Below are 24,096 nucleotides of genomic sequence, written 5' to 3' on the forward strand. Positions count from 1 at the left end.
AGCTCGGCCCCGCTGAGGTCGCCTTCCTCCCAATCGCGCATCAGCGGGGCAACCATGTGCCGATGAAGCGCATGATCCACTGCGGGATTGAAAACTCACGAACCGGTCGAAGGGAGGGCCAATGCAAGGCGCACCGCAGATGACCTTCGAAGAATTCTGCAGTCGCGAAAAAGAGCAGGCGCGAGAGGTTCTCAGGCGCAATCTTCGGGAGCAACAGAAGGTTGAAGCCTTATGGGCTCGGTTCTCTAGCCGGTTTGAAGCCCTGAGCATAACACCCGCCCCAGCCATTGATCTGTCCATTGCTGCATCTACGGCACGGCGAGCTTTCATCTCTGCAGCCAATGGCTCCGCCGAGCGCGCGGCGGCCCGCCTTAACGATCTCCGATTGCGGCGGGCCCACGCCGCCGCGCTTCAGTATGAGCGCGCGCTGCGAAAGCTCGGGTTACCCTTCTTGTCGCGAAGCGAACTCGATCGCCGTGCAGCGGACTGGCGGGAAGCGAGCGAGAGCCTTGATTCCAATCACGGCGACAACGAGGTATCGCGAGCAGCCTACGAGATCTATGGCCACAAGGAACGGTAGGCGAGGCGGCAAGCAGGCATGCTGCGAGCGATGGTCATCCGCCTAAAACGCTGATCGCCCAGCAGGTCAGTCCAAGCACCCGCACCCAGACGAACACCGCAGCAACCCGCACTGCTCATCGCTCGCGCGCAGCGAGGGGGGATACTCGCGAGCGGTACGAGCCAAGATGCCTCCTCCTGCACATTCTACTGGCATGGGATTGCCATTGGTTCTATGCCGCGTCGGGGACGACCTGCGCGAGGCATTGCATGTCCGTCGAAGCCACAAACGATAATCAGACGCGAAAAGATGGTGCAGACCGGTCGGTCATCTTGGCAGTCAAACTGACACAAATATTCCGGGAGCTGCTTCCGCGCGATCAGGAAGCACTGGTCAGCCTCGCCGCTGATCTTCGCTTGAGTGAGCCAAGCCAGGCGACCATAGCTTCGACGTCCAAAACAAGCAGCTAGGGAGAGCTGGCCAGCTTTGTTCCCTGGCGCAACTTTGCAACTCAACATGCGAACAGAGTCGCTAAGGACTTCTGTCAGGACCGAGCCGAGCATGGTGGCCGTGTGGACCGAGCGCCCCAAATCCACCCGGAGCCACCCCTCCAGCTGTGGCTCCGGCCCTGCCCGCGCGACCATTAGGCTTCAAGGAGGCCAACTGCAGGCCACGCAACTTTACCGCGATTCTATGTTTCTGCAATCATGGGTTGTGGGTGGGTTGTAGCAAATTCGCTAGGCGCATTTCTCGTTAAGCGCCAGAAGTGTTCCCGGTTTCCTTCGTCAGGGTCGTCAGGGTAGGTGCGAGAAAGGATCAGGCTCATCCCTCCAGTCTATGGATTCTCCTTGACGGAGGCGAGGGCGCGTCCGCAGAAGCGGTCATCGCCGGTGCAGGTCACTCCTCCGGTCGTTGTCGTTCGCTTCAGATTGGGGTTGTAGGGCGCTGCCCTATGCGATGCCTCAATGCACGACCATGTACCGTAGCGTTCGCGCAGGGTCGCTTGGAGAGCGGCGCCGCATTCTTCCGCTGTCGCATGCCGTGATTGCGGGATGGCCGCAGCGAACACGTCACCACGAGCCTGTCCGATCGCGCTCCAGTGCATAAGCAGCCAAACCGTAGCGATCTCAGGGCTCATCCCTCTTTCCCCTCTGCGAGTGCGAGGAAACGCCGTTCATAGTTGGCTTGGCAGAAAGCCTTTGCCTCTTCGATCGTGCTGGCTCGAAATTCGGTGTTGATGCTCTGCCTATCCAGTGCCGGAAATGAGCCACCGAACCCGCCATCGCTCCATTCCAGCGCTTCGTAATTGCCGAACACTGATGCCGCCGTGAAACGCTCATAGAGATCCGAACAACGGGCCTCCTGCCACGCTAACCGACAAATCTTGATCTCGCTCATCTACGTCTATCCCCTCGCAGAGGCTGAGGCGGTGCGGCAGGCCTTACGGAGATCGCGCAGATCTTCCAGCGTGATGCTGTAGTCGGTGCACGCTCCCCACTTCATGACGACCGTCAGGCCGCCGCCGTAGCCCTCGTCATCCTCGCCCAATGCGTCGTCGAAAGGTTCCATAGCCTCCCCCGCCTGCGCGAGCTTGGCTTCGGCGGATTGAAGTTCTGCCTCAGCGCTTAGCCATCTGCGCCGCCAGCGCTCGATCTCCGCGTCCTTCGCCTCGAACGCTGGGCGGATGAGGTCTGCGATCGCAGAGGCGGCTTCATCATCAGCCGCGCCGTTGAACAGCCATTCCTCGATTGCGATTGCAATGCTCGGGAGGGCTGATTTGACGGCCTCTCGCAACTCGCTCGGCAGCCCAACGTGTGCATTTTCTGCACTGGTTGGGTTCTTTGCACTTTCCGCAAAGAAGTCGGGGCTAGCTGTCATCGGCGCGAGACTCCTGGATGGCGCGGAGGGCGGTGGTCACCAAACGTCCTCCGAATAGAGCTGATGACCGAGCTTGGCGCCGGAGCGCGTCTGGCCGGCCGCTTGGGCGATGGTCAGGGCCTCAGCGCGCTCGACGAACCGGTGATTGCTGGTCGTGAAGCCTTGGCCGCGCATGTTGCCTTCGGCGCTTTCTCCGATGAACGCCGCCAGCGCGAAGATGTGGTGGTGACGATGAGGCGCCGGCAGAGCCCAGAGACGGCCCTGACCATCAACGATCGCGACGCCTGTGATGCGCTCGCTCTCCACCCGCTCTATGAGCGCGGTAAGTTCAGTCATGGCCGGAACCTCGGATGGGTGATCGCGGTAAGGATCATGTCGAACGCGATTTCGCGATTGCGGTGCTGAGACCTATCAGTCTCGACAATGGCGACAGTGTTGGTCGGCAGGTGCGTGACCTTGACGCCCGGATGAGTGCCAACCTGTTGGCCACCGGGGCTCTTGCCGTAGGGCCAGACTTCCACCTTGAGATCTTCACTCGGGATGTCAGTCTGCATCCTTGCCTCCGTCGCTGGTGCGCAGGGCTTTTGGGGTGGCATCCGCGAGACTTGCAGGACCGTTCTCCAGATACTGCAAGGAGGCGTTGTGTAGCCTTGAGAGGGTCATGGCTCGAACCCCGCAAGCTTCGCGATTTGCCGAAGGAGTTCGGCATCGTTGATGCGCCCGACGTGCTGGCCAAGGCGGTAAGAGTGTTCCCTTACCCAGAGCGCGTCCTCGACATCGTCGAGTCCGTACAAGCCGGTAGGTGAAGCCTTCGGATGCTTGTCTGCACGGTGTGGCCAGCCGACAAGCCATGACCGGCTCGTCTCTCCGATGACCTCGCGCGGCACGAAAAAATGTCGTGCATCAGGCCCGCCATGCCGCTGCAAATAGACGCGGTTGTTCATGTCATGGATCAGCACGACGCTGCCGATTGATATGTCCTCGCGGCGCCGTACGGCTTTCGACGGCTCTAAACTTCCCCAACGCGGCCAGGTAGGTGAGGATAGCTCGCGGATGCCACTCATAATCCCCCCTCCCCATGGCCGGGGGCGGGGTTGGATAGGGCGGGGAATAGCCATTCAACTGCTTTGCCCTGTTCCTGCGCGTAGGCGATCTCTCGCTTCGTGCTGGACCCAATGTAGCCGCCAACGTTCACGACGAAGATGGCATCCGCCATGTCGATCTTTCGGAAGTGCAGTTGGTCGAGCGCGACTTTCTCGGGCGTGCTCTCATCACCGTCGGAAGTCAGAAAACGCGCGCCGCGCGGCTCGTCGGCATGGCCGAACAGACCGAGGCTGATGACCACGTGTCCTTGCATAGACAGGTGTGCATTGACGAGATGGAACGCTTCCGGGAAGCGACTTGACCCGCAGAGAGTATATACCTTCGGGCGGCTCATGAGCGCCCCTCCACCTTGTTCACCACCTCCCCATTCGCGGGAGCAGATACCGGCTCGGGTGTCGCGGGAGAGGACAGGGCGGGTCGTTCGAGCAGAGACTTGGCAGCTTCGATGCGTTTCCGAAGCGCCGGCCTTAGCGACAGGTCCACTTCCATCTCTACCCACTCCACGATCTCATGGATCGTTCGGCGCAGGTCCACCACGTCGTCCGGCAGCTTGCCGCCGTGCGCTTGGAGGATATTCCAGAGCATGAAGGCGCTGGTCCTGCCGCCGCTGAAGCTGATGAGCGCAGGGCCGGTGATGAGGTACGGGTTTGCCCGCTCACCCATGGCGGCCACCCTCCATCAGAGGGGTGGGCCGAACGAACCCGGTGCCCCTGCACTCGCGGCAGCCAAAGGTTTCGTAGACAGCCCAGCCGCGAACCCAAAGATTGCCGCCAGCCAGATAGGTGGAAGAGCCGTGCCCCTTGCATGATGGGCATTCGCGGTTCTGCGCTGCCCATGCTTCAGCGAGATCGGCCCGGACACTGACGGTGCGTCCATTCTTCGAATAGACCTCGACCATAGCTCCCATCACCGGCCCTCCATCAGAGGGGCAGCGAGGGGACGGGAAGGAACCGAGAACAGCATGGGGAAATTCGCGGGAACTTTCAGTTCCCAAACGTTCCCGACGGTGCTATTTCGTTCCGCGTCGCTCCGGGGTACGAACGGGCCGGGCGATACGATTAGCGAGTGTTTTGATGCACTTGCGAGGCGGCGGGGTATAGCGCAGCCCGGTAGCGCATCTGCTTTGGGAGCAGAGGGTCCCAGGTTCGAATCCTGGTGCCCCGACCATTTTGGGCTTTGCCGGAAGGCGAGGGGGAGCATGACGGCACGCATCTATTCGCCGGCCCGCAACGCGATGCAGTCCGGCACGGCCAAGACCGGCCGCTGGCTGTTGGAATACGAGCCCGAGCGGCCGCGCGAGATCGAGCCGCTGATGGGCTGGACCTCGTCGGGCGACATGAAGAGCCAGCTCAGGCTCTGGTTCGACACCGCCGAGGAGGCCGTCGCCTACGCCACGCGCAACGGCATCGCCTATCGCCTGGAGCAGCCGCATGCGCCCAAGCGCCGCGGCATGGCCTATGCCGACAATTTCAAGTTCAACCGCGTCGGCCAGTGGACGCATTGAAGTTCAAGTGAACGGCGGATACCAAGCCCGCCGTTTCCTTCAGGGCCCGTAGCTCAGCTGGATAGAGCAGCAGCCTTCTAAGCTGCTGGTCACAGGTTCGAATCCTGTCGGGCTCGCCACTGTTTTCATTCAATTGTTTGCTCCGATTGGAGTAAAACTACCACGCGCACCGTCGGGGTCCGATACGGTGATCAGGAGCGCCACCGCGCAGGTGCGCGCTTATCTTGTGGTTATCTCGACATAATTTTTGTGAACCCAACCTGAGCGGCACGAGCCTGAGTAAGTCGCTGGGCCTGCTGACTTCACATTCAGCTGCGCTCGGCACTCTTGAAGCGACTGGCCACGATTCGGGTAGATGATCGCGTGCCACGGGCCGATCGTGTCGCAGATGATCAGTAGATCGCCGTTGTAGACTCGGTCGGTCTCGAAGTAGCCGCTGCCGCCCGGTCCGGAGCGCACGGACAGGAACCCGCTCTTCGGGTCTTCCGGACGACGGGGCCCGAGCTTCACGACGATGCCCTGGGACCGGCATGTCTCCAAGCGTATATCTCCCCCCGATCACTCCGGGCGTTCGGTTGGAGCCTGCCGTAGCCATGGCGTCGGTTTGCGTCTGACCGGCGGAGTAGCGCGCATTGGCGCCTGAGGTCGGCGCGTGGCCCGCGCCAGCTTGCCTGGCAGATTGGACCAGCGCTGCCCGTGCGGCAAAAGCTTCCGTCGCCAGCTTGCCTTCGGGGTAGAGTTTGAGAAAGCGGTCCAGCGCTTCGATCGTTCCCGCCGCCTTCGCGTCGGCGAGGGCCCGGGCCGGATTGCTGGTCACGGTCGGCTGTGGTGTTGCTGCGAGTACTTGCGGCTTCGCTTGCGTGCCCTCCGGCGCGGCCGCTGCGATCGGATCCTTGCCGAGATAGCCGAGCGCCAATTGTCGGTAGGCACAGATCCGGTTGCAGGCGTCGAGATAGGCTTGGTATTTGCCCTCGGCGCTGAACTGCCGCCAGCTCTCGTCGTCTTTGGTCGCCTCGGCATCGCGCTGCCGCAGTCGATCAATCGCCTGCTGTCGATAGGCGCAGGGGGCCGTGCATTGCGCGACATAGCGTTCGAGGGCCTCGCGCGAGCCGTCCGCCGTCGCGCTGCGCCAGCGCGCTTCGTCCTGTGCGCTCTCGAAGCTGCGGCGGATCGTGGCCGACGGCTCGACGATCGGCAGCGACAGGCTGGCGGTGTCGAATTCGGGCTTCTGCTCGCGCCCGCTGTCGCGCCGCGCGACCATCTCGACCTCGCGGACGACATAGGATTGCAGCTCGGTCCAGCCGATCCGCCTGTCGCGGCCGGCCTGCGCCAGCCCGGCCGCGCTCATCAGGAAGCGGCTGGTGAACAAACCGAGCTTCTGGTTGGCGTCCCAATTGGCTGGGGTCGTGCCAGAGGTTGCGATAAGCTTGACGATGCCGCCGCCGCTGCGCGGCTTGGCCGGGGTGAAGCCCGGCGCCGAGACCGCAAGCAGGCTCTCGCCCTTGCGCCCGGTCTCGCCGGTGAAGCAGGCGTCGATCATCACGATCAACTGCCGCTGGGCCCCAATTTTCTGGCGGACCAGTTCGAGGTTTCGATACAGCGTCTGAAGCGCGTAGCCGCTCTCGCTGGCGTTGGGGTTACCGTCCTGTGGCAGCAGGAAGGGCTGCCGCGTCGCAATATCCGGCACGCCATGGCCGGAATAATAGACGAAGACGTTGGAGCGGCCCTCGACTGCGCTGCGCCAGAGCTTGCCGCCCTGCGGATTGGCCTCGCTGCCGAACATCTGGGTGAGTTCGCCGAGCGTCGCATCCTTCAAGAGGAAGACGTTCTGCTCGCGGAAGCGCAGCCCGCGGACGAGATAGTCCCGGATCGCCTCGGCATCGTTATGGGCGTAGTCGACCTTGCTGGTCTGCTTGTAGTCGCGGTTGCCGATCACCACCGCGATCGAATCCGAATTGTCGTCCAGGATGCGTGCCGGCTCCGCCATGGCAGCCGGCGCGGCAAAGCCGAGCATCAACGCAAGAAGGGGAGGATTCGAGCCGCGATCATGCTCGAATGACGGTGGCGCCTGCTCATCGCGTCCTGGATCACCTAAGCTCGGCTGCCACATAGGCTGGGGCAGAGTAGGCTGCTGTGAAGACGAATGCTGCAGATATTAAGTGGCAAATTCTGCTTTGGCGAACGTGCCGCGGGTCGGCGATGACACAAACGAGGTCTGCGCCAGCTTCAGTTCAGAGGGGGGCGATGCCTCGCCGGTTCAGTCCTGCGCTTCGTCGCGACGCAGTTCGAAGGCCAACATCGCTTCCGCCAGCGCCTCCAGCTCGCGCTCCTTCTCCTTGCTGTCGGGCGCGGCGTTGAGCTCGGCCACGCGCTGCTGGGCCTGTTCGTAGTCCTCGTCGGTATGAACGGCGATCGGCATCTTCATCGTGCTCCTGCCTTCCTGGTGCCTGCACGGTCTCACCGGCCTGCGGCGCGCCGTGCGCACAAGCAACCCCTGGCGCGATATGGGGTTCCGGCAGGCGTTTCGCCATGTTCAGGACAAACTTGGCCTCGAATGCCAACCTGCCAGGCTCGGACGCGCCGCCTTGCGTCACCGCGGATTGCGTCTGCGCGCTTGCCGCGAGCGATGCGAGGCCGTAAACGCGCCGCGGCCAACCCGATTGCCTGCCCACTTGTCCGCTGCCCATGAGGGGCAGGGGCCATGCATGGTTTCGGCCCGCAAGGAGTGTCGATGATCTCGCTCGGCTCCGGTCTCGACCGGCTCGCTAGCTTCGCGTCCGCGAGCCACCGGCGCGCCTGCCTGCTGCTCGTCCTGCTGTCGCTGGCGGCATTCCTGCCGGGCTTTGCCGGCCTGCAGCCCTTCGACCGCGACGAGCCGCGTTTCGCCCAGGCCAGCAAGCAGATGCTGGAGACGCGCGACTTCGTCGACATCCGCTTCCAGGACGAAGCCCGGCACAAGAAGCCGGTCGGCATCTACTGGCTGCAGGCGGCGAGCGTCGCCGCGGGCGAGGCGCTCGGCGTGCCAGAGGCGCGCACCACCATGTGGCTCTACCGGCTGCCCTCGCTCGTCGGCGCGATCGCGACCGTGCTCCTGACCTATTGGGCCCTGCTCGCCTTCGTCGGCGCCCGCCTTGCTCTCCTCGGCGGGGCCTTGATGGCGGCTTGCGTGCTGCTCGGCGTCGAAGCCCGCTTCGCCAAGACCGACGCGCTGCTCGCCGCCTGTGCGGTTGCGACCATGGGCGCGCTCGCCCGTGCATGGCTCGACTGGACGCGCTCGCTCGCCTTCGTGCCGAGCCGCTGGAACTGGCTGGTGTTCTGGTCGGCGACGGCGCTCGGCCTGCTGCTCAAGGGCCCGATCGTGCCGATGGTCTGGGGGCTGGCGACGATCGTGCTCGCCATTCGCGAGCGTTCGCTGCGCTGGTTCGCGCCGCTGCGGCCCGGGCTCGGCCTGCTGCTCTGCCTCGTCGTGGTGCTGCCCTGGTTCGTCGCCATCGCGATCAAGACCGGCGGCGACTTCTTCGCCGAGAGCGTCGGGAAGGACATGCTCGCCAAGGTCGGGGAAGGGCAGGAGAAGCACTGGGGTCCGCCCGGCCTCTACCTGCTGTTGTTCTTCGGCACCTATTGGCCCTCGGCCGCACTGGCGGCGATGGCGATCCCGTTCGCCTGGGTAAAGCGGCGCGAGCCGCAAATCCTCTTCCTCCTCGCCTGGATCGTGCCGTCCTGGATTGTCTTCGAGGCGGTGCCGACCAAGCTGCCGCATTACGTGCTGCCGCTCTATCCGGCGATCACGGCGCTGCTCCTGCTCGCTCTGGTCAATGGAGGCATCAACCGCTTCCGCCGTGGCGCCGACCTGACCGCCTTCCTGATCGTCGCGGTGCCGGCGGCGCTGGTTGGCGTGCTGCTCTACGGCACCTGGACGCTCGACAGGACCTTGCCATGGCTCGCCTTGCCGGTGCTGGCGCTGGCACTCATCGTCGCCTTCCGCAGCTTCCTGGCCTACCGCGAGGGTGCCTTCGAGGGGGCGCTCTGGCGCGGCGTGGTCGCGAGCCTGCTGCTCGGCGCCGGCGTCTACGGCCTGGCTGCGCCGAGCCTGCGCGGCCTGAAGCTCTCGCCGCGGCTGGCCGAGGCGGTGCAGGCCGTCTCTTGCCCGAATCCAGAGGTCATGACCGTCGGCTATCGCGAACCGAGTCTCGTCTTCCTGGTCGGCACCAATCTGCGCATGGGAGCCGACGGCAGTGCCGCCGCCGCCTTCCTGCGCGAGCCCGGCTGCCGGGTCGCGCTGGTCGAAAGCCGCTTCCTCGACGGTTTCCGCCAGGGTCTCGCCGCCTCGGGACAGTCGCCGCGGCTGCTGACCACGATCGCCGGCTTCAACCTCAACGGCGGCAAGCGCCTCGAGATGAGCGTCTATGTCCGCGAGTGATCGGCGCTTGCCCCGTCGCGGCGCTTGACGCAGTTTGCGCGCCGCCATGCAGAAAGACTTCAATCCGTGACCGAACCCGTGCCTTCAGACGGCCAGCCCCGGCTCAGCATCGTCGTGCCGGTGCGCAACGAGCAGGGCAACATCGCCCCGCTCGTCCGCGATATCGAGAGCGCCTGCGCCGGCATCGGCGCCTTCGAGCTGATCTATGTCGATGACGGCTCCAGCGACGGCACCGCCGCCGCGCTCGCCGATCTCGCGCTGACGCGGCCCTGGCTGCGGGTCGTCCGTCATGCCCAGTCCTGCGGCCAGTCGGCGGCGGTGCGCAGCGGGGTGAGGGCGGCAAGAGCCCCGATCGTCGCGACCCTCGATGGCGACGGCCAGAACGATCCGGCCTTCATCCCGGCGATGCTGACGCAGCTCGAGGCGGCAGGAGCCTCGGCCGGCCTGGTCCAGGGCCAGCGCGTCGGGCGCAAGGACACCGGCTTCAAGCGCATGCAGTCGCGCATCGCCAACAAGGTCCGCGGCGCCATCCTCAAGGACGGCACGCGCGACACCGGCTGCGGTCTGAAATGCTTCCGCCGCGACGCCTATCTGGCGCTGCCTTATTTCGACGCGCTGCACCGCTTCATGCCGGCGCTGATGGTGCGCGAGGGCCTCACCGTGCTGCATCACGACGTGCGCGATCGCCAGCGCCTGACCGGCGTCTCGAACTACGGCTTCTTCGACCGGCTCTGGGTCGGCATCCTCGACCTTGCCGGCGTCTGGTGGCTGATCCGGCGACGCAAGCGCGTGCCGCAGATCGCGACGGAGGCGCGCTGATGCTCATCGACCTGCAGAACATGATCGGCGACTATTTCCACGACGTCTTCGTCAACAATGTCGATTGGTGGGTGCTGCTCGGCGTGGTCGCGCAGGGCCTGTTCACCATGCGCTTCGTGGTGCAGTGGCTCGCCAGCGAGAAGGCGCAGCGCTCGGTCGTGCCGATGACCTTCTGGTGGTTCTCGATCGGCGGCGGCATGCTGCTCCTGATCTACGCCCTCTACCGCCGCGACCCGGTCTTCATCCTCGGCCAGGGCTTCGGGGTTTTCGTCTACCTGCGCAACCTGCAATTCGTACTGCGGGCCAAGGCGCGCGGCGAGGACACGAATTCAGGGCCGGGCTGAGGCCAGCCGTTCAGTATTCGCCTGCCGGGAAGCCGTGGCGTGCCATCATGGCGCGATGCCAGTCGCTTCCGACAAGGCCTTCGAGTGCGGCGTCGAAACGCTGCCGCAGCGCAGCGTGCTGCTTGCCGAAGGCAAAGGCTCCGGCCGCTGGCACGCTTTCGCTCGCGGACACGTTGACGATCGCGAGCTCTGCATCGGGTTCGCGGGCGAGATAGCCGCGATGGGCCATGGCGACGCTGGCATAGGCGTCGGCTCGGCCAGTCCTGACTGCGACGACCGCCTCTTCCTGTGTCGCGAGGCGGATCATCCGCTCCGGCGCAATGCCGGCGGTGAGCCCGGCTTGCTCCTGAACCTGCTCAGCGACGACGGCAAGCCGAGCACCTGCCGCCGCGACGGCGCGATAGCCGGTCAGCCGCACGTGATCCCCCGTTCGCACGAGCAGCCCGTCGGCGAGCGCCCAGACCGGGCGGCTGAAATCGACGAGCTGTCGGCGCTCGGAGGTAACGAAGAGCGGGGTGGTCAGCGTCCAGCGTCCGCTGGCGAGGCCGGGCAGCAGTTCGGCGAAGGTGGTCAAACGCTGCTCGAACCGCGTGATGCCCAGTGCATGCAAGGCGGCAGTGACCAGCTCGACATCGCAGCCCTGGGCCGCGCCGCCGGCTGCTGGCCAGCAGAAGGGCGGCTCGTCGAGATAGGCGAAGACGACGGGCCCGTTCGGCGTCATGGCCGCGCTCAGCTCGCGGCCCTGAGCCGCGCAAACCCCGCGTCGAGATCCTCCTTCAGGTCCTCGAGGTCCTCGAGCCCGATATGCAGGCGGATCGTCGGCCCCTTGAAGTCCGCCTTGGTCGCGGTGCGATAGCGCTTGCAGTCGAAGGGCAGCACCAGGCTCTCATAGCCGCCCCAGGATGCGCCCATGCCGAACAGGGTGAGCCCGTCGAGCATCGCGGCCACCGCCTTCATCGAAACCGGTTGCAGCTCGATCGAGAACAGCGAGCAGGCGCCGGTGAAGTCGCGCTTCCAGATGGCGTGGCCGGGATCGGACGGCAATGCCGGATGGATCACGCGGGCGACCTCGGGACGCGCCGCCAGCCAGTTCGCCATCTCGATCCCGGCTGGCATCTGCTCCTTCAGCCGGACGGCCATGGTGCGGATGCCGCGCAGCGTCAGATAGGCGTCCTCGGCGGCAATGATCACGCCGAGCGCGTCCCAGCTCAGCTTGAGCTGGGCGTAGAGTTCCGGCGTGCGGGCCGATACCGTGCCGATCAGCACGTCGGAATGCCCGGCGTAGTATTTCGTTCCGGCCTGGACCGAAACGTCGACACCGAACTTGTGCGCATCGAAGAAGAGCGGTGTCGCCCAGGTATTGTCCATCATCACCATGATGTCGCGCGCATGGGCCGCGGCGACGATCGCCGGGATGTCCTGGACCTCCAGGGTCTGGGAACCCGGCGACTCCGTCCAGACCGCCCTCGTGTTCGGCTTGAACAGCTCCGCGATGCCCTCGCCGATGAGCGGGTCGTAATAGACGACCTCGACGCCGTAGCGCGGCAGCATCCGGTCGCAGAAATTGCGCATCGGATGGTAGACGCTGTCGGGCACGAGGAAATGGTCGCCGGACTTCAGGAAGGCGAGGGTGGGCAAGGTGCAGGCGAGCAGGCCGGACGAGCAGGCGAGAACGCCCGCGCCACCCTCCATCGTGTCGGCGGCGGCAAGCAGTGCGTCGATGGTCGGGCTGCCTGCGGTGCCGTAGCTGTAGCGCGCCTTGCGGACGAGGAAATCCTCGGTGTTCGGATAGACCACCGTCGAGCCGCGGACGATGGGCGGGTTGACGAAGCCGTAGCTGTCGGACGGGTCGCGGCCGGCGAGGGCGAGGCGGGTCTTCTCGCGCAGCCGCGCGAATTCGGGCTTGGACAGCTTTTTCATGGGCCGGAGGAGCAGCTCGGGAGGGAGGAGGGTTGTAGCCGCACTTGACCACCCCCCGAAAGTCGCATGTGATGCTGGCCATGAAAAGGGGCAGATATACCAGCTGCCCTTGCTTGACGCTCAGGCATGGCTCTGGCAATCGGCCAGCGCCGAGCTTCGCTTAAGTTTTGGGCATCGAACGGGGCAGCAAGTCACGACGATGCGAGGGGATCGGCACGTTCCGGCCGGCAGGCGCCGGCGGGGCCATTAACGGGAGAAATCGATATGAAGAAATTCATGGCAGCCGCGGTCGCCGGATTCGGCTTCGCGCTGGCGGCGGCGAGCGCGCAGGCGCAGGCGCCGCAGACCCTCGCTCAGATCAAGAGCAGGGGCATTCTGAATTGCGGCTCCAACACCGGCCTCGCCGGTTTCGGCGTGCCGGATGCGCAGGGCAACTGGACCGGCCTCGACGTCGACTTCTGCCGCGCCATCGCCGCGACAGTCTTCAACGACCCTGGCAAGGTGAAGTTTATCCCGCTCTCGGCCAAGGACCGCTTCACGGCCCTGCAGTCGGGCGAGATCGACGTGCTCGTGCGCAACTCGACCTGGACGATGTCGCGCGACACCGCGCTCGGCCTGCAGTTCACCGGCGTCAACTACTATGACGGCCAGGGCTTCATGGTCCGCAAGAAGCTCGGCGTGACCTCGGCGATGCAGCTCAACGGCGCCTCGGTCTGCACCCAGCAGGGCACCACGACCGAGCTCAACCTCGCCGACTTCTTCCGCGCCAACAACCTGAAGTACGAAGTCGTCGCCTTCGCGACCTCGGACGAGACCGTCAAGGCCTATGATTCCGGCCGCTGCGACGCCTTCACCACCGACGCCTCGGGCCTCTATGCCGAGCGCCTCAAGCTGACCGCGCCGGACGATCACATGGTCCTGCCCGAGATCATCTCGAAGGAGCCTCTCGGACCGGCGACCCGTAACAACGACGCCCAGTGGTTCGGCCTGGTGAAGTGGGTCCACTACGCCATGCTCAACGCCGAAGAGCTCGGCGTGACCAAGGCCAATGTCGATGAGATGATGAAATCGGCCAATCCCGAGATCAAGCGCTTGCTCGGCACCGAGGGCAAGTTCGGCGAGAGCATCGGCCTGACGACGGACTGGGCCTACCGCATCATCAAGCATGTCGGGAATTACGGCGAGAGCTTCGAGCGCTCGGTCGGCCAGGGCTCGCTGCTGAAGATCGCCCGCGGCCAGAACGCGCTGTGGACCAAGGGCGGGCTGCAATACGCTCCGCCGGTCCGCTAAAGGCTCATGTGGGGCGGGCGCTTCCAGCGTCCGCCCCGATTCTTTTCCAGGACACTGGACAAGGTGGCTTGCGGGCCCGCACCGATCGCGGACCCGTCCACCGACCGAGAACGGGCTGAACCCGTTCCACCAGACAGGGGATATGCATGGTCAGGATCATCAGCGCGGTGCTGTTCGCCGTCGCGGCGTTGTTCGGCTCCGCGAGCGCGCAGGCGCAGCAGACCCTCGCTCAGATCAAGAGCAGGGGCGTCCTGAATTGTGGCTCCAATACCGGCCTGATCGGCTTCGGCGCGCCTGATCCGCAGGGTAACTGGAGCGGCCTCGACGTCGAGTATTGCCGCGCCATCGCTGCGGCGATCTTCAATGATCCGACCAAGGTGAAGTTCATCCCGCTTTCGGCCAATGACCGCTTCAAGGCGCTGCTGGCCGGCGATGTCGACGTGCTCGTGCGCAATTCGACCTGGACGATCACCAACGATACCCCGCCCGGCCTGCTCTTCACCAATGTGAACTATTACGACGGCCAGGGCCTGATGGTGCGCCGCAAGCTCGGCGTGATGTCGGTGATGCAGCTGGCGGGCGCCTCGATCTGCGTGCAGCGTGGCACGACGACCGAGCTCAACGTCGTCGACTACTTCAAGACCAACAATCTCCGGCACACCATCGTCGCCTTCGACACCGGTCCGGAGACGCTGAAGGCTTATGATGCCGGCCGCTGCGATGCCTTCACCACGGACGCTTCGTCGCTCTATTCCGAGCGCCTGAAGCTGACCGCGCCGGACGACCACATGGTCCTCGTCGAGATCATCTCGAAGGAGCCGCTCGGCCCGCTGACCCGTGACAATGATTCGCAATGGTTCAAGCTGGTGCGCTGGGTCCATTTCGCCATGCTGAACGCCGAGGAATTCGGCGTGACCAAGGCCAATGTCGACCAGATGCGCGGATCGACCAATCCCGAGATCAGGCGCCTGCTCGGCGTCGACGGCAAGTTCGGCGAGGGCCTCGGGCTGACGGCCGACTGGGCCTACAGGATCGTCAAGCATGTCGGCAATTACGGCGAGAGCTTCGAGCGTACCGTCGGCAGCCGCTCGCAGCTGAGGATGTCGCGTGGCCAGAACGCGCTCTGGACCAAGGGTGGATTGCAGTACGCTCCGCCGATCCGGTGAACATCGGGCGGCGGGGACGTGCTCGCGACCGGTGTGGTCGCGTTCCGGAACGAGGAGGGTGGGGCTGACCTGCGGGGGCTGGCCCGGAATTTGCCAAGCTGCAAGTCAATCGAGAGCGGGAGAACCCGCTCCGCCAGACAGGGGACAACAACATGAAGAAGATCGTGCGCGCGGCGCTGCTCGCCGCCGCCGTTGCCGGTATCGCCTCGTCGGCCTCGCATGAGGCTCGGGCGCAGGCGTCGCGGGAGACGCTGAAGACCGTGCAGGGACGCGGCGTCCTGAACTGCGGGATCGGGACCGGTCTTGCCGGCTTCGGCATAGCCGATGCGAGCGGTACCTGGCGTGGCATGAACATCGACTTCTGCCAGGCGGTGGCGGCTGCGGTCCTGAAGGACGCCGGCAAGGTCAAGTTCGTTTCGCTGTCCTCGAAGGATCGCTTCACCGCGCTGCAGACGGGAGAGAGCGATTTCATCGCGGCGACGACGACCTGGACCATGAGCCGCGACACGCAGCTCGGCCTGAACTTCCGGCCTGTCTACTACTATGACGGCCAGGGCTTCATGGTGAAGAAGGCAACCGGCATCAAGTCGGCGAAGGAACTCAGCGGCGCCTCGATCTGCATCCAGCAGGGCACCACGACCGAGCTCAACACCGCGGATTATTTCCGCAAGAACAACATGAAGTTCGAGCCGGTGACCTTCGCCACCAACAACGAGGCGACCGAGGCCTATGAGAGCGGCCGCTGTGACGCCTTCACCACCGACCAGTCCGTCCTCTACTCCGAGCGCATGCGCTTCAAGACGCCGGACGACCACCTCGTCCTGCCGGAGACGATCTCGAAGGAGCCGCTCGGCTATATCGTGCGCCATGGCGACGACCAGTGGCTGGATATCGTCAGCTGGGTCCACTACGCCCAGCTGACGGCCGAAGAGCTCGGCGTGACCCAGGCCAATGTCGACGAGATGCTGAAATCGGAGAATCCCGACGTGCGCCGCCTGCTCGGCAAGGAAGGCACCTTCGGCCAGGCGCTCGGGCTCGACAACGACTGGGCCTATCGCATCGTCAAGGCCGTCGGCAATTACGGCGAGAGCTTCGAGCGCAATCTCGGCCAGCAGTCGCTGCTCAAGATCGCCCGTGGCCAGAACGCGCTGTGGAACAATGGCGGGCTGCAATACGCGCCGCCGATCCGCTGAGAACCGCCGGGGCGCGGCTCCCCCGCGCGTCGTCCATTGAAGCTGTCTTGTTCCGGCGAACCGGATAAGAATACCGGCCGGCAGTGATCCGCAGAGGGCACTGCCGGACCCGCGGTCGCCAACACTCGAAAAGGGCGTCAGACGTGTCGACCACTTCCGCAGAGATCAAGCCGGGCAAGGCCTCGCTGCTCTACGACCCGAAGATCCGGGGCTATGTCTACCAGTTCCTGCTGCTCGCCGTGGTGGGCTTTCTGATCTGGTCCGCCGCCTCGAACGCGATCGAGAACCTCAGGGCGCAGAAGATCGCCTCCGGTTTCGGGTTCTGGCACAATGCCTCCGGCTTCGACATCAACCAGAAGCTGATCCCCTACGACGCCTCGACCGGCACCTATGGCCGCGCCTTCTGGGTCGGCTTGCTGAACACGTTGCTCGTCGCCTCGATCGGCATCGTGCTCGCGACCTTCCTCGGCTTCTTCGTCGGCGTCGCCCGGCTGTCGAGCAACTGGATCGTATCGAAGATCGCGATGATCTATGTCGAGGTCATCCGGAACATCCCGCTGCTGCTGCAATTGTTCTTCTGGTACAATGCGGTACTGAAGCCGCTTCCCAATCCGCGCCAGTCGATCGTCCTGCCGGCCGGCGCCCTGCTGAACAACCGCGGCCTCTATATTCCCGACCCGCAATTCGGCCCCGGCGGCAGCCTGATCATCTGGGCGTTCCTGATCGGCCTCGTCGCGACCTTCGTCTTCCGCTCCTGGGCCCGCAAGCAGCAGGCCGCGACCGGCAAGCAATATCCGATCGGCCTGGTCGCCCTCGGCCTGATCGTCGTCCTGCCGACGCTGGTCTACTTCGCCACCGGCCGGCCGATCACCTTCGTCTATCCCGAGCTCGCCGGCTTCAACCTGCGCGGCGGCATCCAGATCTTCCCCGAATTCGTCGCGCTGCTGATCGGCCTGACCACCTATACCGCCGGCTTCATCGCCGAGGTGGTGCGCGCCGGCATCCTCGCCGTCTCGAAGGGGCAGACGGAGGCTGCGCATGCGCTCGGTCTCAGGGCGGGGCCGACGTTGAAGCTCGTGGTCATCCCGCAAGCGATGCGGGTGATCATCCCGCCGCTGACCTCGAACTATCTCAACCTGACCAAGAACTCCTCGCTGGCGGTCGCGATCGGCTATCCCGATCTCGTCCAGGTCTTCACCGGCACGGTGCTGAACCAGACCGGCCAGGCGGTCGAGGTCGTCGCCATCACCATGGCGGTCTATCTGACCATCTCGCTGGTCACGTCTCTGTTCATGAACATCTACAACAAGCGCATGGCGCTGGTGGAACGGTGAGGGCGCCCCGATGACCGACGCAACCACCGAAATGGCTCCTTTCGCCTTCGTCCGCAAGGAAACGCTGGAGCAGCAGCCGGCGCCGCTCTCCGTCGCCGGGCCGCTCGCCTGGATCAGGCAGCATCTGCTCTCCAGCCCGCTCAACATCGCGCTGACCCTGCTCTGCCTCTATCTCGTCGTCGACACGGTACCGGGGGTCGTCAGGTTCTATTTCCTTGATGCGGTCTGGTCCGGCACCAATCGCGACGCCTGCCTGGCCGAAAAGGTCGGCCGGCCGGTCGGTGCCTGCTGGGCCTATATCGCCGACCGCTTCCAGTACTTCATCTACGGTTCCTATCCGATCCCGCAGCGCTGGCGCGTGAACGTCGTCTTCGCCATGTTCGCGCTCGGCGTGGCCTGGCTGCTGTGGACGAATGCGCCGAAGAAGAAGCTCGGCATCTTCTTCTTCTTCGTGCTGCTGCCGATCTCGGCCTATGTGCTGTTGCTTGGCGGCGCCGGTGCCGAGCGCTTCCTCGGCATCTGCATGACGGTGACGCTGGCGCTCGCCGCGCTCTACGTCGTGCTCTCCTTCGTGCCGCAGCTTGTCCAGTTCTACATCGGCGGGGCCGCTGTCGGCGTGGTCCAGCAACTGCCCATCTGGAAGCGCTTCTTCGGGCCGAAACAGCTCGTGCTGTTCGCGCTCGTCGTCTTCGGTCTCCTGGGCGTGCTGGCGAGCAGCCCTGGCCTGCCGCGGGTCGACACCGGCCTCTGGGGCGGCATGACCGTGACCTTCCTGATCGCGGCGGTCGGCATCGTCTTCTCGCTGCCGCTCGGCGTGGTTCTGGCGCTCGGCCGGCGTTCCAAGCTGCCGATCATCCAGCTGCTCTCGGTGATCTTCATCGAGTTCGTCCGCGGCGTGCCGCTGATCACCGTGCTGTTCATGGCCAACACCATGCTGCCGCTGTTCGTGCCGCAGGAATGGTCGCCGGACCGGCTGCTGCGGCCGCTGGTTGGTGTCGCGCTCTTCGCCGCCGCCTATATGGCGGAGGTTGTGCGCGGCGGCCTGCAGGCGATGCCCAAGGGCCAGTACGAGGGCGCGATGTCGCTCGGCCTCGGCTACTGGAGCATGATGCGGCTGATCATCCTGCCGCAGGCGCTGCGGATCGTGATCCCGGGCATCGTCAACACCTTCATCGGGCTGTTCAAGGATACGACGCTGGTCACCATCGTCGGCATCTTCGACTTCCTGCGCACCATCGAGGCGACCCTGGTCGATCCGACCTGGGCGACACCGACCACCCGCTCGACGGGCTATGCATTCGCCGCGATTTTCTATTTCCTGTGTTGCTGGGGCATGTCGCGCTACTCGATCGCGGTCGAGAAGCGGCTTGCCGCCGGCCAGAAGCGTTGAGGGGATAAAACGATGTCCATGGCACAAACCACCAGCTCGCGTCCGGCGGCCCTGAAGCAGACTGCGCTGAACACCGCGACGGCGGTCGAGATGATCGGCGTCAACAAGTGGTATGGCGAGTTCCACGTGCTGCGCGACGTGAACCTCAAGGTCTCGCGTGGTGAGAAGCTCGTCATCTGCGGACCGTCCGGTTCGGGCAAGTCGACGATGATCCGCTGCATCAACCGGCTGGAAGAGCATCAGAAGGGCCAGATCATCGTCGACGGCACCGAGCTCACCAACGATCTCAAGAAGATCGACGAGATCCGCCGCGACGTCGGCATGGTTTTCCAGCACTTTAACCTGTTCCCGCATCTGACGATCCTGGAGAACCTGACGCTGGCGCCGATCTGGGTGAGGAAGATGCCCAAGAAGGACGCCGAGGAGATCGCGATGCACTATCTCAAGCGCGTCAAGATCCCCGAGCAGGCGACGAAGTATCCTGGCCAGCTCTCGGGCGGCCAGCAGCAGCGCGTCGCCATCGCCCGCTCGCTGTGCATGAGCCCGAAGATCATGCTGTTCGACGAGCCGACTTCGGCGCTTGACCCGGAGATGGTCAAGGAGGTGCTCGACACCATGGTCTCGCTCGCCGACGAAGGCATGACCATGCTCTGCGTCACCCACGAGATGGGTTTTGCCCGCCAGGTCGCCGACCGCGTCATCTTCATGGACGCAGGCCAGATCGTCGAGATGAACGAGCCCAACGAGTTCTTCAAGAACCCGCAGCACGAGCGCACCAAGCTCTTCCTCAGCCAGATCCTGCACTGATCCGGCAGGCCTGGAATGTCATCGCGGCGGCGCCCTCAGTGGCGCCGTTTGCGTCTTGGGCGTCGCCGATCCGGGCCGCTGCCTTTGCCCGCCAGACGGAAGATCGCGGTGGAGTTAGAGGCTCTTAACCCTTCCAGTTCACGAATCTCTTCGATTCGTTTGTATCGGAAGGATGATTCATGAAGCGCCTGATTCCCGCTTTGGTGGCGACACTGCTGGCGAGCGGCACCGCCTATGCCCAGTCGATCAATATCGGTCCCGGTGGCATCTCGGTCGATCCGCGCACGCCGCACCAGCGCGCCGTCGATCGCGAGATCCGGCATGAGGAACGCATGCGCGAGCGCGACCGCTGGGAGCGTCGCCGCGAGATGGAGCGCCGCCGCGCCTGGCGTGACGAGCGCCGCTGCCGCACCGTGACGCGGGTCTATGATACACCCCGCGGAGAAGTCCGCCGCACCACCCGCGTCTGCGATTGAGCCAGCCGACATCCGGCTTTCGACCCGGCACCTACGGATGCCGGGTTTTCTCTTGCCTGGCCTCCGGATGCTCACGGAAGGGAACCTTTGTCGGCGCGCATCGTTGCTTTTCCCAACACAGGAGGAAAAGCCGATGAAATTGCTAGCATCGACCCTTGCCGCCGGCCTGCTGCTCGCTGGCTCCAGTGCCTTCGCGCAGTCCGTCGATATCGGGCCGGGCGGCGTCAGGATCGATCCGCGTACGCCGCATCAGCGCGCGATGGACCGCGAGGATCGCTGGCGCGAGCGTGATCGCTGGGAGCGGCGCCGGGCTTATCGCGCCGAGCGCGATTGCCGCACCGAGACGCGGATTCGTGAAACCCCGCGTGGGGAGGTGCGCCGCACCGTGCGGGTCTGTGATTAAGTCGAGTTGAGTTGCGTAGCGTAAACGAGACCGCCGCACCCAGTCGGTGCGGCGGTCTTGTTTTGTTTGCCGGCGGTTACTTGGCGTTGCGCGCCTTCACGGCCTGGTCGGGGAAGTCCGAGAACAGCCCGTCGATGCCCAGCGCCAGATAGGCCTTGTACTCGGCCGCCGGGTCGCCCTTGAAGTCGGAGGCGAGGCGCTTGGGCTCGCTGCGGAAGGTCCAGGTATGGACGAAGAGCCCGACCGCATGGGCGTTCTTCACCACATCGGTCGGCGGCAGCAGCACGCGGTCGCGCTCGTCGATCGCGCCGTCGCCGTTGAGATCGCGCGGTTTGCCGTCGTCGCCGACCATCTGCTTGGCCGGCATCAGATAGGGCTTCCAGGGGCCGATGCCGTCGGCATAGGTCTTGACCTCCTTCAGCCCCTCGGCGCTGACGAGGTCCTTGAAGCTGCGCTTGTCGCCGGTGACGACGAAGTCGTAGGGCTTGTCGAACGGCGCGGCGAGGACGATGCCGCCATCCTTGTCGACATCGTCGGCATCGACGAGCTGGATCAGGCGCAGCTGCGTCTTGCCGCGCAGATATTTGAGGTTGGCGGTCTCGAAGCTCTGGATGATCACCGGCGAGGTCTTCTCGCTCCAGCCGGCGGCCTTCAACTGGTCGAGCAGCTTGTCCTCGATCGCCAGGCCCATGGCCGAGTGATAGGTCGAGTGCTTGATCTCCGGATAGATGCCGATGGTGCGGCCGGTGCGGGTGCTCTCCGCCTTGGCGAGGTCGATGACCTGCTGCAGCGTCGGGATTTCGTATTTGCCGTTATGCGACTGGTCGCGCTCCGGGAACGCCTGCTTGGCGCGCAGCGTCTTGAGCTCGGCCAGGGTGAAGTCGGAGGCGAACCAGTCGTTGGTGTCGACACCGTCGACCTTGCGGCTCGTCTTGCGCGCGGCGAATTCCGGCCGGGTCGAGACGTCGGTGGTGCCCGACATCATCGGCTCGTGACGGACCACCAGATGGCCGTCCTTGGTCGAGACGAGGTCGGGCTCGATGAAGTCGGCTCCTTGCTCGATCGCGAGCTTGTAGCCTTCGAGCGTGTGCTCGGGCAGATAGCCGCTGGCGCCGCGATGGCCAACGATCAAAGCGGGCTTGCCGTCGAGCGTCGGGGCCGGGCTCTGTGCCAGGGCCGGCGCGGCCAGTGCAAGGGCAAAGGTCGCCAGCATGGTCGCCGGCTGCAACAGGGGCTTCATCTCGTCCGATCCTCACTTCTTGCGGAAAGGCGGCGAAACTGCTCGGCGGATATGACAGGCTGGTGAAGGTTTCTTGTCCCTGCGCGGCGCCTCGACCATGGCGTCATGGGCGTCGCGAAGGAGAGCATCGGGGCTTGTCGAGGCGCTTGCTCGTCATGCGGCCGCAGGCGCCCCCGGACGCTCAGCGGCGGCCTTCGAGCGTGGTCTTGGCGTCCAGGCGCTTGGCCGGCGGCGGCGTGGTGTCGACCGGCTGGGTGGCGCAGGCGGCGAGCGACAGGCAGAACAGGCCGGCGAGGGCAAGGCGGGAGAGGGCGGTCATTGCAGGGATCCCAGGCGGTTGGCGTTGCGGAAGGAGTTGTATCGTCTTGCGCCCTGTGGGACGAGGGCGTCAAGGGTCCCGTCGCGCTTCGGAATCGTTCCAGATCGCGGTGGACCTGAGAGCCGTAATGCACAGCAGTGACAGGAACCGCCGCACATGACCCCTGCCGCCCGCATCAGCGCCGCCATCGAGGTCCTGGCGGACCTGATCGAGCGTCGGCGCCCGGCGGCCGATGCGCTGAAGGATTGGGGGCTGTCGCGCCGCTTTGCCGGCTCGAAGGACCGTGCCGCCGTCGCTTCGCTGGTCTATGACGCGCTGCGCCGCCGTGCCTCCTCCGCCCATGCGCTCGGCGAGGAGACGCCGCGGGCGCTCGTCCTCGGCATGCTGGTCAGCCAGCGTGGCCTTGGCGTCGAGGAGATCGCCGAGCTCTTCAACGGCCAGAACCACGCCCCCGCGCCGCTGACCGAGTTCGAGGTCGCGGGGCTTGCGGCCTTCGACCTCAATGCCGCGCCGGGCTGGGCGCGCGCCGATGTGCCGGACTGGCTCTGGCCCTCCTTCATGGCCGGCTTTGGCGACGATGCGATCGCGGAAGGGCAGGCCCTGGCGGGCCGGGCGCCGGCCGATATCCGCACCAACCGGCTGAAGACCGACCGCGCCAAGCTGCGTGCCGCGCTCAGCCATCTTCAGCCCGAGCCGGGTGCCTGGTCACCCGATGCGCTGCGTTTCCTGCCGGGCCCCGATGGCCGTGGTCCGTCGCTGCAGAGCGAGCCGAGCTTCTTCAACGGCGAGTTCGAGATCCAGGACGAAGGCTCGCAGCTCGTGACCCTGCTCGCCGGCGCCCAGCCCGGCATGAGCGTCGTCGACCTCTGCGCCGGTGCCGGCGGCAAGACGCTGGCGCTCGCTGCGGTGCTCGGCGGCAAGGGCCGCATCTTCGCCACCGATCTCGACAGCCGCCGGCTGGCGCCGCTGCATGACCGGCTTACCCGCTCGGGCGCCGGCAATGTCGAGGTCCGCGTGCCCAGGAACCGCGGCCATGACGCGCTCGCCGATCTGTCCGGCACGATCGACCTTGTACTCGTCGATGCGCCCTGCACCGGCTCCGGCACCTGGCGGCGCAATCCCGATGCGAAATGGCGGGTGCGCCCCGGCGCGCTGGCCGAGCGTGTCAAGGAGCAGGCGCAGGTGCTGGGCCGCGCCGCCAGCCTGGTTAAGCCGGGCGGACGCATCGCCTATATCACCTGCTCGATGCTGCCTGAGGAGAACGACGGCGCGGTCGAGGCCTTCCTGGCGCGCCATGCCGGCTTCGCGCCAGTGGCGACGCGCTCGCTGCTCGATACCGGCGAGGTCGATTTCGGCCTGCTCGCCCGCTTCGCTACGCGCTTCGGCCTGCAGCTCTCGCCGCGCCGGACCGGGACGGATGGGTTCTATCTGAGCTGCCTTGCCGCGCCGGCCTGACCATGGCCGCAACGCGACGGCGGTATCAATCCTGTCCCTAAGGGCACGATTTGTGCGTCTTGCGCCGGTCAGGCTGGGCCGACATCTCCGGTATCTTCATCAGCAGAGGTGCCGCCCATGACACAGACAACCGACGAGACCTTGATCTCCATCGCAGTCCTGAAGGCAAAGGCTGGTCAGCGAGAGGCACTGCGCGAGAGCCTGCTTGCGCTGATCGAACCGACGCGATCCGAGCCGGGCTGCCTCGACTATGTGCTGTTCGAACTGCGCGACGAACCCGGTACCTTCTACATGCGTGAGGCCTTCACCAGCGCGGCCGCGCTCGAGTTTCACAAGGCGACGCCGCACTTCCAGGCGTTCGCGGCCAAGGCCAGCAACCTGCTGGCCGAGCCGCTGCGGCTGATCTTCCTCGACCGGGTCTCGTCCTGAGGCTTCCTGCGGTGCCGGCCTGACCCGCTCTCAGCGCCGTTGCGCG

The 24,096-nt window shown here is 65.3% G+C and carries 28 protein-coding genes and 2 tRNA genes; 17 read left to right on the forward strand and 13 right to left on the reverse strand.

Going from position 1 to position 24,096, the window contains the following annotated elements:
• The first annotated feature begins 139 nt into the window (after window positions 1–139).
• On the forward strand, window positions 140–580 hold the full coding sequence (locus tag AC3WLC_RS14970) for a hypothetical protein (RefSeq protein WP_493684731.1): 441 nt from the start codon (window positions 140–142) through the stop codon (window positions 578–580).
• Window positions 581–1,693: 1,113 nt separating this feature from the next.
• Here AC3WLC_RS14970 and AC3WLC_RS14975 read toward each other — a convergent pair.
• The 7 genes from AC3WLC_RS14975 to AC3WLC_RS15005 all read right to left on the reverse strand — a co-directional run bounded on the left by AC3WLC_RS14975 (window position 1,694) and on the right by AC3WLC_RS15005 (window position 4,204).
• Window positions 1,694–1,957, reverse strand: a complete 264-nt coding sequence (locus AC3WLC_RS14975; RefSeq protein WP_493684732.1) for a hypothetical protein — start codon at window positions 1,955–1,957, stop codon at window positions 1,694–1,696.
• A 6-nt stretch (window positions 1,958–1,963) separates the two neighbouring features.
• Complete coding sequence (locus AC3WLC_RS14980; protein WP_493684733.1) at window positions 1,964–2,437, reverse strand: hypothetical protein; 474 nt, start codon at window positions 2,435–2,437, stop codon at window positions 1,964–1,966.
• A gap of 36 nt (window positions 2,438–2,473) precedes the next feature.
• Window positions 2,474–2,773: a Y16D family protein gene (locus AC3WLC_RS14985; protein WP_493684734.1), complete on the reverse strand. Its 300-nt coding sequence runs from the start codon at window positions 2,771–2,773 to the stop codon at window positions 2,474–2,476.
• Entirely contained in the window at window positions 2,770–2,991 is a 222-nt protein-coding gene (locus tag AC3WLC_RS14990) for a peptide chain release factor family protein (protein ID WP_493684735.1), read from the reverse strand. The genes AC3WLC_RS14985 and AC3WLC_RS14990 overlap by 4 nt, the downstream gene beginning before the upstream one ends.
• A 105-nt stretch (window positions 2,992–3,096) precedes the next feature.
• Window positions 3,097–3,501 (reverse strand): hypothetical protein, encoded by a 405-nt coding sequence (locus AC3WLC_RS14995; RefSeq protein ID WP_493684736.1) that lies wholly within the window; start codon window positions 3,499–3,501, stop codon window positions 3,097–3,099.
• On the reverse strand, window positions 3,498–3,875 hold the full coding sequence (locus AC3WLC_RS15000) for a hypothetical protein (RefSeq protein ID WP_493684737.1): 378 nt from the start codon (window positions 3,873–3,875) through the stop codon (window positions 3,498–3,500). The genes AC3WLC_RS14995 and AC3WLC_RS15000 overlap by 4 nt, the downstream gene beginning before the upstream one ends.
• On the reverse strand, window positions 3,872–4,204 hold the full coding sequence (locus tag AC3WLC_RS15005) for a hypothetical protein (protein WP_493684738.1): 333 nt from the start codon (window positions 4,202–4,204) through the stop codon (window positions 3,872–3,874). Before AC3WLC_RS15005 ends, AC3WLC_RS15000 begins: the two co-directional genes overlap by 4 nt.
• Before the next feature lie 427 nt (window positions 4,205–4,631).
• Here AC3WLC_RS15005 and AC3WLC_RS15010 point away from each other — a divergent pair.
• The 3 genes from AC3WLC_RS15010 (at window position 4,632) to AC3WLC_RS15020 (ending at window position 5,164) form a co-directional block, all read left to right on the forward strand.
• Window positions 4,632–4,708: transfer RNA gene (locus tag AC3WLC_RS15010), tRNA-Pro, on the forward strand.
• A gap of 31 nt (window positions 4,709–4,739) precedes the next feature.
• Window positions 4,740–5,045: an ETC complex I subunit gene (locus AC3WLC_RS15015; protein WP_092161815.1), complete on the forward strand. Its 306-nt coding sequence runs from the start codon at window positions 4,740–4,742 to the stop codon at window positions 5,043–5,045.
• 42 nt (window positions 5,046–5,087) lie between these two features.
• Window positions 5,088–5,164, forward strand: a tRNA-Arg gene (locus tag AC3WLC_RS15020).
• 38 nt (window positions 5,165–5,202) lie between these two features.
• On the opposite strand, the gene AC3WLC_RS15025 is transcribed toward AC3WLC_RS15020, so the two are convergent.
• A complete protein-coding gene (locus AC3WLC_RS15025) occupies window positions 5,203–7,059 on the reverse strand; it encodes a caspase family protein (protein ID WP_493684739.1) in 1,857 nt (618 codons plus the stop codon).
• A 243-nt stretch (window positions 7,060–7,302) separates the two neighbouring features.
• Window positions 7,303–7,470, reverse strand: coding sequence for a hypothetical protein (locus tag AC3WLC_RS15030; RefSeq protein ID WP_493684740.1), 168 nt, complete (start codon window positions 7,468–7,470; stop codon window positions 7,303–7,305).
• A 306-nt stretch (window positions 7,471–7,776) separates the two neighbouring features.
• Between AC3WLC_RS15030 and AC3WLC_RS15035 the strand changes: the two genes are divergently transcribed.
• The 3 genes from AC3WLC_RS15035 (at window position 7,777) to AC3WLC_RS15045 (ending at window position 10,628) form a co-directional block, all read left to right on the forward strand.
• On the forward strand, window positions 7,777–9,465 hold the full coding sequence (locus tag AC3WLC_RS15035) for an ArnT family glycosyltransferase (protein ID WP_493684741.1): 1,689 nt from the start codon (window positions 7,777–7,779) through the stop codon (window positions 9,463–9,465).
• Between the two features lie 66 nt (window positions 9,466–9,531).
• On the forward strand, window positions 9,532–10,284 hold the full coding sequence (locus AC3WLC_RS15040) for a glycosyltransferase family 2 protein (RefSeq protein ID WP_493684742.1): 753 nt from the start codon (window positions 9,532–9,534) through the stop codon (window positions 10,282–10,284).
• Complete coding sequence (locus AC3WLC_RS15045; RefSeq protein WP_493684743.1) at window positions 10,284–10,628, forward strand: lipid-A-disaccharide synthase N-terminal domain-containing protein; 345 nt, start codon at window positions 10,284–10,286, stop codon at window positions 10,626–10,628. The genes AC3WLC_RS15040 and AC3WLC_RS15045 overlap by 1 nt, the downstream gene beginning before the upstream one ends.
• 10 nt (window positions 10,629–10,638) lie before the next feature.
• On the opposite strand, the gene AC3WLC_RS15050 is transcribed toward AC3WLC_RS15045, so the two are convergent.
• Window positions 10,639–11,349 carry a transporter substrate-binding domain-containing protein gene (locus AC3WLC_RS15050; RefSeq protein WP_493684744.1) on the reverse strand — a complete coding sequence of 237 codons (711 nt, stop codon included), beginning with the start codon at window positions 11,347–11,349 and terminating at the stop codon, window positions 10,639–10,641.
• A gap of 8 nt (window positions 11,350–11,357) precedes the next feature.
• Window positions 11,358–12,548, reverse strand: coding sequence for a cystathionine beta-lyase (gene metC, locus AC3WLC_RS15055; protein ID WP_493684745.1), 1,191 nt, complete (start codon window positions 12,546–12,548; stop codon window positions 11,358–11,360).
• Between the two features lie 264 nt (window positions 12,549–12,812).
• Between metC and AC3WLC_RS15060 the strand changes: the two genes are divergently transcribed.
• The 8 genes from AC3WLC_RS15060 to AC3WLC_RS15095 all read left to right on the forward strand — a co-directional run bounded on the left by AC3WLC_RS15060 (window position 12,813) and on the right by AC3WLC_RS15095 (window position 20,607).
• Window positions 12,813–13,838, forward strand: a complete 1,026-nt coding sequence (locus AC3WLC_RS15060) for an amino acid ABC transporter substrate-binding protein (RefSeq protein WP_493684746.1) — start codon at window positions 12,813–12,815, stop codon at window positions 13,836–13,838.
• A 146-nt stretch (window positions 13,839–13,984) separates the two neighbouring features.
• Complete coding sequence (locus AC3WLC_RS15065) at window positions 13,985–15,004, forward strand: amino acid ABC transporter substrate-binding protein (protein WP_493684747.1); 1,020 nt, start codon at window positions 13,985–13,987, stop codon at window positions 15,002–15,004.
• A 152-nt stretch (window positions 15,005–15,156) separates the two neighbouring features.
• On the forward strand, window positions 15,157–16,197 hold the full coding sequence (locus AC3WLC_RS15070) for an amino acid ABC transporter substrate-binding protein (protein ID WP_493684748.1): 1,041 nt from the start codon (window positions 15,157–15,159) through the stop codon (window positions 16,195–16,197).
• Between the two features lie 143 nt (window positions 16,198–16,340).
• Window positions 16,341–17,531 carry an amino acid ABC transporter permease gene (locus AC3WLC_RS15075; RefSeq protein ID WP_493684749.1) on the forward strand — a complete coding sequence of 397 codons (1,191 nt, stop codon included), beginning with the start codon at window positions 16,341–16,343 and terminating at the stop codon, window positions 17,529–17,531.
• 10 nt (window positions 17,532–17,541) lie between these two features.
• Window positions 17,542–18,921 (forward strand): amino acid ABC transporter permease, encoded by a 1,380-nt coding sequence (locus AC3WLC_RS15080; protein WP_493684750.1) that lies wholly within the window; start codon window positions 17,542–17,544, stop codon window positions 18,919–18,921.
• Between the two features lie 90 nt (window positions 18,922–19,011).
• Window positions 19,012–19,728: an amino acid ABC transporter ATP-binding protein gene (locus AC3WLC_RS15085; protein WP_493685389.1), complete on the forward strand. Its 717-nt coding sequence runs from the start codon at window positions 19,012–19,014 to the stop codon at window positions 19,726–19,728.
• Between the two features lie 179 nt (window positions 19,729–19,907).
• On the forward strand, window positions 19,908–20,204 hold the full coding sequence (locus AC3WLC_RS15090) for a hypothetical protein (protein WP_493684751.1): 297 nt from the start codon (window positions 19,908–19,910) through the stop codon (window positions 20,202–20,204).
• 133 nt (window positions 20,205–20,337) lie between these two features.
• Window positions 20,338–20,607, forward strand: a complete 270-nt coding sequence (locus AC3WLC_RS15095) for a hypothetical protein (protein WP_346359692.1) — start codon at window positions 20,338–20,340, stop codon at window positions 20,605–20,607.
• A 76-nt stretch (window positions 20,608–20,683) separates the two neighbouring features.
• Here the strand turns inward: AC3WLC_RS15095 and AC3WLC_RS15100 are convergent, their stop codons facing one another.
• Window positions 20,684–21,847, reverse strand: a complete 1,164-nt coding sequence (locus tag AC3WLC_RS15100) for a glycerophosphodiester phosphodiesterase (protein ID WP_493684752.1) — start codon at window positions 21,845–21,847, stop codon at window positions 20,684–20,686.
• Window positions 21,848–22,028: 181 nt separating this feature from the next.
• A complete protein-coding gene (locus AC3WLC_RS15105) occupies window positions 22,029–22,166 on the reverse strand; it encodes a hypothetical protein (RefSeq protein WP_171019471.1) in 138 nt (45 codons plus the stop codon).
• Between the two features lie 156 nt (window positions 22,167–22,322).
• On the opposite strand from AC3WLC_RS15105, the gene AC3WLC_RS15110 reads away from it, so the two are divergent.
• Both AC3WLC_RS15110 and AC3WLC_RS15115 read left to right on the forward strand, forming a co-directional pair.
• Window positions 22,323–23,621 carry an RsmB/NOP family class I SAM-dependent RNA methyltransferase gene (locus tag AC3WLC_RS15110; protein ID WP_493684753.1) on the forward strand — a complete coding sequence of 433 codons (1,299 nt, stop codon included), beginning with the start codon at window positions 22,323–22,325 and terminating at the stop codon, window positions 23,619–23,621.
• 117 nt (window positions 23,622–23,738) lie between these two features.
• Window positions 23,739–24,050, forward strand: coding sequence for a putative quinol monooxygenase (locus AC3WLC_RS15115; RefSeq protein WP_493684754.1), 312 nt, complete (start codon window positions 23,739–23,741; stop codon window positions 24,048–24,050).
• Window positions 24,051–24,096: the final 46 nt, after the last annotated feature.

This window comes from Allobosea sp. GW821-FHT03A12 (assembly GCF_058986765.1).